This window comes from Lysinibacillus sp. NPDC097279 (assembly GCF_044761745.1).
Taxonomy (GTDB): domain Bacteria; phylum Bacillota; class Bacilli; order Bacillales_A; family Planococcaceae; genus Lysinibacillus.
Genome location: NZ_JBIWDA010000001.1, coordinates 597,029 through 609,582, shown reverse-complemented (window position 1 = coordinate 609,582; position 12,554 = coordinate 597,029). Strand labels below are relative to the sequence as shown.

Annotated in this window: 15 protein-coding genes and 1 other annotated feature; of the genes, 6 read left to right on the top strand and 9 right to left on the bottom strand. The window is 35.8% G+C overall.

Annotation, left to right across the window (positions count from 1 at the left end; all coding sequences use genetic code 11):
* Positions 1–8: 8 nt before the first annotated feature.
* Both comGB and comGA read right to left on the bottom strand, forming a co-directional pair.
* Positions 9–1,088: a competence type IV pilus assembly protein ComGB gene (gene comGB / locus ACIQ1H_RS02900; RefSeq protein WP_402886378.1), complete on the bottom strand. Its 1,080-nt coding sequence runs from the start codon at positions 1,086–1,088 to the stop codon at positions 9–11.
* A complete protein-coding gene (gene comGA, locus ACIQ1H_RS02895; protein WP_402886376.1) occupies positions 1,063–2,085 on the bottom strand; it encodes a competence type IV pilus ATPase ComGA in 1,023 nt (340 codons plus the stop codon). Before comGA ends, comGB begins: the two co-directional genes overlap by 26 nt.
* Before the next feature lie 325 nt (positions 2,086–2,410).
* Between comGA and ACIQ1H_RS02890 the strand changes: the two genes are divergently transcribed.
* The gene (locus tag ACIQ1H_RS02890; protein ID WP_402886374.1) at positions 2,411–3,121 is read left to right on the top strand and encodes a helix-turn-helix transcriptional regulator; all 711 of its coding nucleotides are present in this window, start codon (positions 2,411–2,413) and stop codon (positions 3,119–3,121) included.
* Positions 3,122–3,239: 118 nt separating this feature from the next.
* A complete protein-coding gene (locus tag ACIQ1H_RS02885) occupies positions 3,240–3,482 on the top strand; it encodes a DUF2626 family protein (RefSeq protein ID WP_024361272.1) in 243 nt (80 codons plus the stop codon).
* A gap of 114 nt (positions 3,483–3,596) precedes the next feature.
* On the opposite strand, the gene ACIQ1H_RS02880 is transcribed toward ACIQ1H_RS02885, so the two are convergent.
* Complete coding sequence (locus ACIQ1H_RS02880) at positions 3,597–4,241, bottom strand: MBL fold metallo-hydrolase (RefSeq protein WP_402886373.1); 645 nt, start codon at positions 4,239–4,241, stop codon at positions 3,597–3,599.
* A gap of 168 nt (positions 4,242–4,409) precedes the next feature.
* Here ACIQ1H_RS02880 and ACIQ1H_RS02875 point away from each other — a divergent pair, with 168 nt between their 5' ends.
* Positions 4,410–4,589, top strand: coding sequence for a DUF2759 domain-containing protein (locus ACIQ1H_RS02875; RefSeq protein ID WP_172771999.1), 180 nt, complete (start codon positions 4,410–4,412; stop codon positions 4,587–4,589).
* Positions 4,590–4,782: 193 nt separating this feature from the next.
* Positions 4,783–5,319, top strand: coding sequence for a TlpA family protein disulfide reductase (locus ACIQ1H_RS02870; RefSeq protein WP_402886371.1), 537 nt, complete (start codon positions 4,783–4,785; stop codon positions 5,317–5,319).
* Between the two features lie 517 nt (positions 5,320–5,836).
* Here the strand turns inward: ACIQ1H_RS02870 and ACIQ1H_RS02865 are convergent.
* The 4 genes from ACIQ1H_RS02865 to rpmG form a co-directional block, all read right to left on the bottom strand.
* Complete coding sequence (locus ACIQ1H_RS02865; RefSeq protein ID WP_172772001.1) at positions 5,837–7,732, bottom strand: LTA synthase family protein; 1,896 nt, start codon at positions 7,730–7,732, stop codon at positions 5,837–5,839.
* Between the two features lie 290 nt (positions 7,733–8,022).
* Positions 8,023–8,232 carry a YqgQ family protein gene (locus ACIQ1H_RS02860; protein ID WP_172772002.1) on the bottom strand — a complete coding sequence of 70 codons (210 nt, stop codon included), beginning with the start codon at positions 8,230–8,232 and terminating at the stop codon, positions 8,023–8,025.
* On the bottom strand, positions 8,233–8,817 hold the full coding sequence (locus tag ACIQ1H_RS02855; protein ID WP_402886368.1) for a 5-formyltetrahydrofolate cyclo-ligase: 585 nt from the start codon (positions 8,815–8,817) through the stop codon (positions 8,233–8,235).
* 65 nt (positions 8,818–8,882) lie between these two features.
* On the bottom strand, positions 8,883–9,032 hold the full coding sequence (gene rpmG, locus ACIQ1H_RS02850) for a 50S ribosomal protein L33 (protein ID WP_008408521.1): 150 nt from the start codon (positions 9,030–9,032) through the stop codon (positions 8,883–8,885).
* Between the two features lie 158 nt (positions 9,033–9,190).
* Between rpmG and ACIQ1H_RS02845 the strand changes: the two genes are divergently transcribed.
* The gene (locus ACIQ1H_RS02845; protein WP_228134114.1) at positions 9,191–9,643 is read left to right on the top strand and encodes a hypothetical protein; all 453 of its coding nucleotides are present in this window, start codon (positions 9,191–9,193) and stop codon (positions 9,641–9,643) included.
* A gap of 2 nt (positions 9,644–9,645) precedes the next feature.
* A complete protein-coding gene (locus ACIQ1H_RS02840) occupies positions 9,646–10,149 on the top strand; it encodes a hypothetical protein (RefSeq protein WP_402886365.1) in 504 nt (167 codons plus the stop codon).
* Positions 10,150–10,272: 123 nt separating this feature from the next.
* On the opposite strand, the gene ACIQ1H_RS02835 is transcribed toward ACIQ1H_RS02840, so the two are convergent.
* Both ACIQ1H_RS02835 and trpE read right to left on the bottom strand, forming a co-directional pair.
* On the bottom strand, positions 10,273–10,854 hold the full coding sequence (locus ACIQ1H_RS02835; RefSeq protein WP_402886363.1) for an anthranilate synthase component II: 582 nt from the start codon (positions 10,852–10,854) through the stop codon (positions 10,273–10,275).
* Positions 10,851–12,236, bottom strand: coding sequence for an anthranilate synthase component I (trpE, locus tag ACIQ1H_RS02830; RefSeq protein WP_402886361.1), 1,386 nt, complete (start codon positions 12,234–12,236; stop codon positions 10,851–10,853). The genes ACIQ1H_RS02835 and trpE overlap by 4 nt, the downstream gene beginning before the upstream one ends.
* Before the next feature lie 74 nt (positions 12,237–12,310).
* Positions 12,311–12,522: a binding site (T-box leader), on the bottom strand.
* Between the last annotated feature and the right edge of the window lie 32 nt (positions 12,523–12,554).

Genomic DNA, 12,554 nt, shown 5'->3' with positions numbered 1-12,554 from the left:
TACTCCTCCTATACTAGTTCTATCATGTGGTATATCGGCAATAATAAACTTACATAGGCAGCAACTATACATAACGCAATAAAAACAAAAAACGAAGGTTGTACAAAAGCAAGCATTCTCTGTAAAAGAAGTTCTTGCTTTTCTAGCAATAACTCACTATACAGCGTTAACTCTTTTCCTAAATAACCACTTAGTTCACCATGTTCTACAAAAGTCGAAAAATCATTTTGCCATACTGTTATAAAAACGACAGCCTGTGTTAACGAATCACCATATGAAACTCTTTCCTTTATACGACTTGCCAAATATTGAACATATGGTTGAAATTGTTGCTCTTCTAAAATTTGCAGGCTAGCTTGTAGAGAGAAACCACTATGAAGCAGGCTTCCTAAATACGCAGAAAATTGTCTTGTTATCGTTAATCGAAAATAACGATTAACAAAAGGTATTTTCAATATGACATAAAGCCTACGCGCAATCGACTGTCTTAATAGCAAACGTTGAAAAACAATACTACTACATGTCATGACAATGCCAATTATTACAAGTCCATCAGGGACATGTAATAAAAATTTTGAGAAGGCAATACTTGTTTCTTCTCCTATTCCACTGTTACGGTTTAAAACCATTTTTTCTATATTAGGAAAGAAAATTGTTCGAAATACTAAAAACAATAGAAGCAAAAATACAGTGAGTGTGATTGGATACAAAAGTAGCTTGATAAATTTTCTCTTTGTCTCTTGGCTCATTGCCATTTGATTTGCGAGAACTTTTAATGCTTCAATCATATGTCCATTATTTTCAGCAATAGCAATAGCTATTAAATAATGCTTCGGTAGTTGTAATATTTCGAATACACCTATAACTCCTTTCCCTTGCCTAAGTGCTTCATCTACAAACAGTTGTACCTCCTCATGTTTTTCTACGTGATGTGGCAATAGCATGGAAACTGCTTGTGGAAACAAATAACCTTCCTGTATTAATACACTTAAACGACTAATAAACTGAGCTTGTTCCTTTAGTCTCCATCTTGTGGCTCTTTTATAATTCAATGTAAGCCTGTTAATAAACGTGCTGAGCTTTTGCATAGCTTTGCCTCATAATTTCTTCTTTTTGACCAGCAAGTGTTAGAAGATAGGGCAATTCATATACGGAATTTTGCTTAAGGGCATCTATGGCCTTAGCAAGATAGTCATCACTTAATATTTCAAACAACGCTTTTCGCCCCTCTTGCTGTTGTTGTATTTGTATAAGAATTTGAGCGACGATTCCTATTACGGTTTGACGAAGTTCTTCTTGCGAAACGCCCAAATCAATGAGCCGATAGAGACAACTTACAGAATCTTTAGCATGGATTGTAGAAAGTACCAAATGACCAGTTAACGCCGCTTCGATTGCAATCTTTGCTGTTTCTTGATCGCGAATTTCTCCAATCATAATTACATCTGGGGAGTGACGTAAAATCGCTTTTAAGCCTGTGGCATATGTTATACCTGCTCGTTCATTTACTTGGATTTGAAGAAGGTTAACTTGATTGTTCTCCACTGGATCTTCTAATGAGATTACATGGCGATGAAGGACAGATGTACAATGGTGAATTAAAGAGTACAGGGACGTAGTTTTTCCAGAACCCGTTGCACCGCAAAATAATAAAATTCCCTGTTTATTTTCAACAAGTTTTGTTAATTTTTGTGCTGCACATTCGGAATAACTTAACGAAGTAAGTGGAAATGCATGATTTTGAAGTAGAAGCCGAATAATAAGGCTTTCTTTTAAATACGCGGAAGGAAGTGTAGAAACTCGAAAAGCAAAATGGTTTTGCTCAACTATTTTTTGAAATGAGCCGCTTTGAGGTTTACGGCGCTCACTAATATCTAATGCCGCTAGATATTTATAATAGGACACGATTCGCTCAGCAAGTTCGCTGGGGAGCTCCCCTGCCTGTATCAACTTATCATATTTACGAAAATAGATGATATATCGACTTTCTTCCGGTATGAGTAATAAATCGGAAGCACCAAAATGATAGGCTTTTACTAAAAGATGCTCACTTTTTTGTTCTACAACAGATTCAAAAGTTTGCATATCGACACCCTCTTTCTAGTTCATTCGAATATGACCGCTCTATTCGTTATTTCCTAGTATAAAGGTGTCTGTGTTACGAGAAAAGCCCTTTTCCTAAAAAAAAATCTTGAAAGCCATTTCACTATGAAATCTAGATTTTTCAAAAAAAGTTGTGGATAACATACATTTTTTCACAAAATATGAACAAAACATACGAAAAAGATAATAATTATGCCTAAAGAAACTGTAACTTTTCCAATAATACAATATAATAGAATCAACATGATTTTTTTCCTAGCTTTTGACCAACTACAATTTTCCAAAAAATTAAATAGAGGTGATGTAAATGATCCATCCATTAAAAATTACTAGTACATTAGCCGATGAAACAAGATATTCCATTTACGAGTATATTTTGAAGGAGAAAAAAACTGTAACAGTACAAAATATTGCTGATAAATTTAGCATACATCCTAACGTTGCTCGCCTTCACTTAACAAAGCTATCTGAAATCAATATTATTTCTGCAGATTTCGCAAAAACTGGTAAAGGCGGAAGACCTGGTCGTGTTTATAAGGCATCTGAAAAAGGTGTTTCACTAACTTTCCCAAGACGTGACGAAGAGCGTTTATTAAAATGGACAATTCAACTAGTGGAAGAATTAGGTCCAACCGCACTAACAAAATGTCAGGAAATTAGTTATCAAGATGGTTATCAGCAAATGAAAAATTATGTTAACGCTGAATTAAAATTAAATAATATGCTATCCTTTGAACAAAAGCTTCAGCTATTAACAGATAATGCCGCATTAATTGGCTATATTCCACAAATACAGCAGTCGGAAAATGGAAAAAAAGTTATCTTTTCTATTTTTAACTGCCCGTTCCAAGAGCAGCTTAATACCCATTCTGAGATTGTTTGTACTTTACATGAATCTTATTTGAAAGGGCAATTAAACGCATTATTTTCCAATAATGAATTTGTTCAAATCGAAAGTATGGTACATAATTGCGATTTATGCAAATATGAAATTAACGTGACAGAAATCGATAGCTAAATTAAAAATCCATTTGTTTGTCACAAAGAAGCAGAAGTTCCAGTTTACAGACACCTTTCATATCATTTATAATGAGTAAGAGATTATTGTGTCGTGGGCAAAAGGAGGGGAAATCTTCATGGATAATATGTATAAAGTTATGGCATTCTGGACAGGTATTTTTGCAGTTATGTTCTACCTTGGTGGTATGAACGAGGTATCGCTATTATTCGTAGGTAATACAGGTTTATTCTTATTATTAGGCTTCTTAAACCTTTCAGAGCGTATGTACATGTACATTTTCGGAGCATATTTAACTGTATTCTTCGCTGGCTTCACGTACTATACAACATTCATACACGTACCTGGCGGCGGTCATTAATACAAAAAATCGCGTGTCTCAACATTTTTGAGACACGCTTTTTTTATTTTGTATGCATACTTATTTCACTTTAACACTATTGTAAAACACGCATCCTATCTATGTCGATAACAATTAAAATCCGTTTAAAAATGGATTTGTTTCCATCTCTGCACCAATTGTTGTGTAATTTCCATGACCTGGGTAAACAATAGTATCCTCGGGTAATGATAATAATTTATCATGAATGGATGCAAGTAATAGTTTAGTCGATCCACCAAGTAAATCTGTACGTCCTACTCCTTGCTCAAATAATGTATCTCCAACAATGGCAAATCCATCCTGTTCGAAAATATATGAAATACTACCAGGTGAATGTCCAGGTGTAAATACTGCCTTAAAAACGAAATTACTTATTTCAAAAAGCTGTTCTTGTTTAATTATATGTTCCTCAGCAGGAGCTGCTACTGTATAATCTGGTAATGCCGCATATTTACTAGAGCCGTTTTTCGTCGGGTCACCTAGCCAGCTTACCTCTTTTTCGTGAATCCATAGCGGAATATTAAAAGTCTCCCTTACTTCATCCACCGCACCAATATGATCAAAATGGGCATGCGTTAGAAAAATGCCTATTGGCTTCAGTCCATTACTGCGAATTGCTTTAATAATTTTTGCAGCTTCTTCTCCTGGATCAAAAATTAAACATTCTTTCTCTTTATTCGATACGATATAACAATTCGTTTGGACTGGTCCAAGGGAATAGCTTCGTACGTTCATCATACTTATCACCTCAACTTCATATTATACATTCTTTGCCACAATTTGACGATAAAAGTTCATACTTTGCTCTATAATAGTCCTCGACAAAAACAGGGAGAACGTTTACAATTAAGGAGGAATATTGTTTACGACATTCATTTTCTGATGTCGAAAGGAGTGTCTTTTTTAATGAACTTATTAATGGTTATTTTTGGTCTAGTAGCGATTTTTGCTGTCGTTGGTACATTCCAAGCAATTAAAGAAAAGAACTTACTAAGTATTGTTTTCAACTTAGCGAGTGCTGGAGTATTCGGCTGGTTCGTCATTATGACAATCATTCATAGCGGATATCCACCAACGTTACACTAAAATTTAGACAGAAAAAGAGCAGTCTCTATGTGAGACTGCTCTTTTTCTATGGCGTAAATTACCTACAAATAAATGTTTAAAATTAGGAGGTAACTTATAAAAAATTACGTTATGATATAAGTAAGGATTTTGAAGAGATGGAACAATAATTTATGAATTATAGATTCCTAACAAATACATAAAGGAGATTATCATGAAACGGAAAAACATTTTTATCGTTATTTCATTATTAGTAGTCTTATCTCTAATAGGCATTACAGTGAAGAACCAATTATTTAAAGAGGAATCACCAAAATTGATTGCAGATAAACAAAGCGGTTCTAAGTCAGTTAACTTTAATACGTCATTAACTCGTTTAGATGAATCAACGACGACACTCCATGATTATAAAGGTAAAATTCTCGTTATCAATTTTTGGGCATCTTGGTGTGGACCTTGTCAGGAAGAAGCGCCAGACCTCAATACTTTTTATGAGCAGAAGCCTGCTAATGTTGAGTTATTAGCGATTAATGCCACTTCTAATGACAGTCGTGAAAATGCTATTAAATTTCAGCAATTATACGATTTGAAGTTCCCCATTTTTTTAGACAACGATCGATCACTTGGTAAATCATTTGAAGTTTTGGCCTACCCTACAACCTTTATTATTGATACGGAAGGTGTTTTAAAGCATACAATTAAAGGGCAACTGACACATGAACACTTACAACAATTAATATCGAATCTTTAAGTTAGTGAATATCCTGTACGCCCTTACACATTGTGAAAATCATCTAGCAAAGCAGTATCAGGTGCATTTTACAATTTTCTTGAGTTGTTTTCCTCCCATTGTGTTACCTTTCTAAATCGTAAAATTCCACTTCGCTTTCCGCGGGTACAAATGTAAGCCACAACCCTTGCTGTCGCGCGGCCTGTTGTGGCTTACATTTTGTATGTTCCCGCAGGAGTCTACGTGGATTTTTACTTAGGAATAAATGATTGCTATTGGCAGTGTCGGCATATTTGATACTTTTAATTTCATTAGGCGTTTTCCTCCCATTGTGTTACCTTCCTAAATCGTAAAATTCCACTTCGCTTTCCGCGGGTACAAATGTAAGCCACAACCCTCGCTGTCGCGCGGCCTGTTGTGGCTTACATTTTGTATGTTCCCGCAGGAGTCTACTCGATTGGTGAATTTTCAGAATTGTTTGGGTGACTGGCACATAAAAATGGTGTACTAGAAATAATCTAGTACACCATTTATTGTTTTACTTCACTGCATTTTGTTTTAAATTACCTGTTTTTTCATCATAGAATCGGAGCAAGTCCCCATTGATGATAGCATCGGAGTTTTCCAATTCGGTTGTTGCACGATCTGCATATGGTTGGCAAGGCGCTACATCAATTTGTTCACCTGTTGCTTTGTCATAGCATGCTTCACCAGCATAAACATATTTATCTGTAATGAATCGTCCGTCACGGAAAATAACGAAATCTTCATGCTCTGGTGAGAATAAATCTGCACCAAGCTGCATATCTTTTGACGTTTCAATACCTAGTAAATGTAAAATTGTTGGTCGTAAATCTATTTGACCAGAAACCTCTTCCATTTCTTTTCCTTCCCCATCTCCAGGGATGTGGATGAATAAAGGTACTTCTTGTAACAATGCATTATCATATGGTGTTATGCCATCTTTACCTAAATATTGTGCCATTGCTTTATTATGATTTTCAGAAATACCGTAATGGTCACCGTACATAACGATAATTGAATTATCGTAAACACCTTGATCTTTTAAATCTTGGAAGAAGTCTTTTAAAGCTTCATCCATATAACGAACTGTTTGGAAGTAACGATTTAATGTGCCTGAATTTGATGTGTATTCAGGAATCATTACGTCTTCTGGGTCCAAAGTGAATGGATAGTGGTTCGTTAATGTAATTAAACGAGAGTAGAATGGTTGTGGCATGTCTTTCATCAACGCCGCAGATTGCTCCATGAATGGAATGTCCTTCATTCCCCAGTTGACAGCTTGCCCTTCTTCTACTGTATATGAATCTACATCATAGAATTTATTAATTTTTAAAGATTGATACATCATGTCACGATTCCAGAACGATTTATTGTTCGGGTGCATAACGTTTGTAAAATATCCATTTTCCCCAAGGCGCTCTGCCATGGAATTGTACGTATTACCACCATGTGTAAAGAATACTGCACCACGACCAAGACCGAATAATGAGTTTTCTAAAATAAACTCTGAGTCAGATGTTTTTCCTAAACCTGTTTGATGGTAGAAATTATTGAAATAATACGTATCCGAATCTTTTGTTAAAGAATTTAAGAACGGCGTGATTTCGTGTCCGTCCATGTCATTATTAATTACAAAGTTTTGTAATGATTCAAGTGAAACAACAATTAAGTTTCGATCTTTGTATTTGCCAAACTTATTTTCGTCGCTTGCCGCTTGATTAGAACGAATGTAGTTGTTCACTTCTACTAATTCACTGCCATCCGCTAATGCGCGTTGTGCAGATGATTTAGACTGAATATAAATATCATATAAATGATAGTTGTACGTACCAATATTTTTCACAAGAAGTTCACGGTCAAAGCTTCGTGTTAACAATTGAGGACGCTCAGTTTCTGCTAAACCCAAGTTTAAAAATGTCATTGCAATTGCTAAAACGAAAAATGCACGTCGGAATTCAACGTTTACTTTTACTGCTTCTTTCATTCTTGGTAAATATTTATTTGCAATAATTAATATAAATACATCCGCAAAATATAAAAGATCCCAAGGGTTGATAATAGCTGCAGCTGAAGTTCCTAAATCACTAAAGTTACTTGTTTGGAATAATACAGGTAATGTAATAAAGTCATTGTAGAATCGATAGAACGCAACATTTCCATATAAAACAATTGATAATAAGACACTAATAGTAATTATATAACGATTCCGTATTTTAGGTGTTTTAAAGAATAATGATAATCCATAAATAAACAGTACAAAACTTAATGGATTGATAAACAATATGAATTGTTGCATCGCATTTTCTAACTTCAACTCAAAGCTTGTGTGGTAAACAATGACCGTTTTTATCCAAGTTGCTACGATTGCTAGTATCATAAATGAATGTTTAGGCCACTTTGTTAATTTCATTCCTAACATCCTCCCTATTCCTTACAAAAAAATAATAAAATTTATCAAACTGTTACAATTTGTAACTGAAACAAAATATATCTTAATCCTTTTTTTACAGATAATCAACAGATATATTTTTTTGGAAGTCATCACGACTACCCAATTATACACTCAACATTAATATATACGTTCTGGATTGTAAAAAGTTTCGCAAAAATCATAAAAACAGTGGAAAACCACTGTTTTGGATAATTTTACATACATATTACAATATTTTTACGATACCCAAATTATACTCAATTAAAACATTATTGTTTATTTTGTTCAACCCGAAGTCTTGTCACTTCTTGTCGAATTAACAATAAAGCCATTTGGTAATCTTTAATGTCCAGGACATTCGCCTTATACAGCTCACGAATTTCATCCTCCATTAACATCAAATCGCCAATTGGATCTCGTGTATAAATATAAGTACCATATGTTTTTAATAACTCATAAATATCTAACATTTTATCCATTTACTTCGCTCCTCGTTGCGCTCCACAATCAATACGTTTTGTCGGTGTGAAAATAAAATCCACTGGGCAATCATGATTCTCTATAGGCACTTGTTCATAAAGTTGCTCATCAAAAAGTAGAGACATCAATTTACCTTTTTTATAGTTTGATACATAGCGATCGTAATAACCACCACCGTAACCAATTCGGTAACCTTTTATATCAAAAACAACACCTGGAACGAGTATGATATCCATTTCATTTGCGTCAACGAACTCACACTCTGTAGGAATTGGTTCACGCAAATGCATATAAACAGTTTCGAGCTGTGCAAACGATTCTATGGCATAAAATGACATTTCTCTCGTTTTTGCGTTACATTTAGGAACAGCCACCTTTTTACCTAATTGCCAAAGTGCTTCAATTAAATGAATTGTGTCTACTTCTGGCTTATTGGAAATAGTGATACCAATCGTATTTGCTTCTATTATATATGGTTCCTGTAGCACTTTTTTTGCTACAGCAAATGACTGATCACGATACTTTGCTGCACTCATATTCGCAAGCGCTTCACGTACTTCGTTTCGTAACGTTGTTTTATCCACGATAAGTTACCTCCTATAAAAATGTAGAAAGCCAAAACCACATGTGGTTTTGGCCTAATGAGCGATTACTTCGTTTCACGGTGAAGAGTGTATTTCTTCTCGCGAGAGCAATATTTTTTAAGTTCAAGACGCTCTGGATTGTTACGCTTGTTCTTTTTAGAAATGTAGTTACGTTCGCCGCAATCTGTGCAAGCTAAAGTAATGTTTACGCGCATCATTAACCCTCCCACTCTATATCAAGAATTAAAATTTTTAAATTTGAGCATGATTTATACGACTAACCTATTATAACATAAACTGAAAAAAAATCTACCTTCATTTCATAATAAGTTTGCATGTGGTAAAATACCTTATAATTACATAATTTAATGGGGTGAAACTATTGGATTTATCCATCATACTTATGATTATCGGTATCGTTTTGATCGTTCTATCGTTCTTTTTCAAAAATAGTGCGAAAAAAGTCGAACAAGATGTCGAAGAATTATCTATCTCAATTTTTCAAGAAACCAATAATTTAAAGCGTCGACTAAAAATTGTAGAAGAAGAGCTATTACTAGAACCAGAATTTCAGATTAAGTCACCAGCGACTAAAAATCCAACGCTACATAATCCAAAGGTTCAACAAGTAATGCAGGCTGTTCAACAAGCAGCTCAAGTAAAAAAATCCGAGTCAATACCTAACAATCCTAAACCAATTCACGATATTATTATCAGTCAAGTGCTTGAATTGAACAAACAAGGCCTTTCAATTGCTGATATTAGTATTCGCTCCAATTTAACAGAAGAGCAAGTACAGCAAGTGATTGCAAACGGAGGTCGGTGATTATGAAATCCTCTATCCGTGCATTTGGGATCGCCCTTTTCTTAGTCGGCGCATTACTATCGGTTGCCGACCGCTTTGATTTTAATATTGGTCTGCCTACAGTTGCCTCTAAAAATGATAAGGAAGTGGAGGAGCTACAACAACAGCTTGAACAGGCAACAAAAGAAATAGCTTCATTAAAAGCACAATCCACTAAAGAAACGGTAACTGAAAATACTAAGGAAGCAAATACAACTGACGGACATGCCGAGAGTGAGCCTGCTGAAAGTAGTACACCCGCTTCTGATGATGCAGTAACAATGACGCTTCAAATATATAGTGGAATAACGCCTTATATAGTAGCTCAAAAGCTAGAGGATGGAGGCATTATTCCCAATAGTGTTGAAATGGAACTCCTTCTTGCCAATGCCAAATATGCTCGAAGCTTACAAATTGGCTCCTATGAGGTTAATTCTTCTATGACATTAGAAGAGATCGCTAAGTTAATTACAGGTAAAAAGCAATAAATAGACTGGCAAAATGCAGAATTGTTTGAGTGACTGGCACTCGTAATCCACTTCGCCTCCCGCGGAAAATTGTAAACCGCAGGAGGCGAAGTGGATTTTTCACTTTAAATTATCAGAATTGTTTTAGTGACAGGCACTATAAAGATTTAGAAAGGCTTGCACGATATTGTTACCTGCTTTAGTGCCTATAGACTCGGGATGGAATTGCAATCCGACTAGTGGATGATGCTTATGTTGAATCGCCATTATTTCCCCGTCATCTTTAGAAGTTGCCGTAATAATGAAATCCTCGTGTAATGTATTTGGTTCTATAATTAGTGAATGGTAGCGCATCACTTCCACTTCACCTTCTAATTGTGTGAATACGCCTGTTTGTTCGTAGCTTAATGCTGATAGTTTACCGTGCATAATATTTTTCGCTTGTTCGACGGAGCCCCCAAATGCTTGCCCTATCGACTGATGCCCTAAGCAAATCCCTAAAATAGGGTACTTTTTATAGAGTTCCTGAACAATTTGAACTGTCATTCCAGCTTCATTCGGCGTCCCTGGGCCTGGGGATAAAATAATCGCTTCTGGATCCATATCTTTTATTTCTTCAATTGTTATGTCATCATTGCGTACTACTCTTACTTCCTTACCTAACATACTAATTTGCTGAAATAAATTATATGTGAACGAATCGTAATTATCGATTAATAAAATCATTTTTTTACCTCCAGTAGCGCACGAGCTTTATTAAGTGTTTCTTCATATTCTGATAATGGGACTGAATCATAAACGACCCCTGCACCTGCCTGCACATGCGCATGCCCATCCTTTATAACCATTGTACGAATCGCTAGCGCTAAGTCCATATCTCCCGTAGCTGAAATATAGCCTACTGCACCAGCGTACACACCTCGCTTTACTGGTTCCATCTCATTAATTAGCTGCATCGCTCGAATTTTTGGTGCTCCAGATACTGTCCCCGCTGGCAAACATGCACTGAGGACGTCTAATACATGTACCTCATCACGAAGCTCCCCTATTACCTCTGAAACGATATGCATAACATGCTTATAACGTTCAATGTTCATATATTTAGAAACCTTTACTGTGCCAACCTTGGAAATTCGCCCAATATCATTCCGCCCTAAATCAACTAACATTCGATGCTCAGCAATTTCTTTCTCATCCGTTAATAAGCTTTTGGCAATTGCCTCATCCTGCTGTTGCGTTGTACCACGGGGCTTTGTTCCTGCAATTGGATTAGTAGTGACTTTCCGATTTTTAACCTTTACAAGACTCTCTGGTGACGTACCTAAAATAGTGTAAGCCTCAAAATCCATATAAAACATATATGGCGATGGATTGGATGTTCTTAACTGACGATACAAAGCAAATGGATTGCCTGCAAATGGGGAAGAAAAACGTTGCGATAATACAATTTGAAAAATATCGCCCCTTACAATATGCTGTTTCGCACGCTCCACAATGGCAATAAACACTTCCTTCGGTATCATCGGCTGGAAATCTAATGGATCTACCTCCATGAAACCGAACGTAGTACCTGCGCATAGTTGATTTTCCATTTCAGCAAGATCAGCTTCCATCGTGACAAGTGAACGTCCTTCATTAAATAAATCAATCGCTGCTAATGTAATCTCTTGTTTTAAATGATCGAAAACAATAAATGTATCATAGAAAAAAACATGGACGTCTGGCATATCTAAATTATCATGTAAATACGTTCCAATTTTCTCCGCATAAAAGGCAGTCTCATAACCAAAATAACCAATTGCGCCCCCGAAAAAGGCAAATGGATAGTCCGCTTGATGGAATGGCATGACTTCTTTTAATTTTTTCAACACATTATCGCTAGACTGATTAATCTCTCCACCCTTTGAATATTGATACCCATTTTGATCCCCAATTAATTCAGCTATTGGGTTAACAGCAATAAAGGAATAACGGCCACTTTCCTCATGCTTCGCTGAAGATTCAAATAACATCTTATGCTTTCCTGTAAGGGCTTGATAAACTGATATGGGCGTCATCATGTCCCCTTGTAATACTTTCATGGCAAATCTGCTAAGCTCAACTGTCATACTCAATCTCTCCTTCGCTCTACTCTACTCTGCTCTGCTACACCAAAAATCCATATAAAAAGGCCTTTCCATCACAAAAGGACGGAAAAGCCGTGGTGCCACCTTCATTGGCCTTACTACTAAGACCCTCTCAATGCCTTGTAACGTAGGCAAACGCTAATCCATACTACTCTTTTCTGAATTAGAGCTCCGAAGTCCATTCACTATTTCTTTGTACTAGCTTCCACCAACCGCTAGCTCTCTAGAACAAATCATAATAGTTACTACTCTTCATCTAAGCTGATTACTAGTTTACATTGTAATGTAAAGTATCAAACA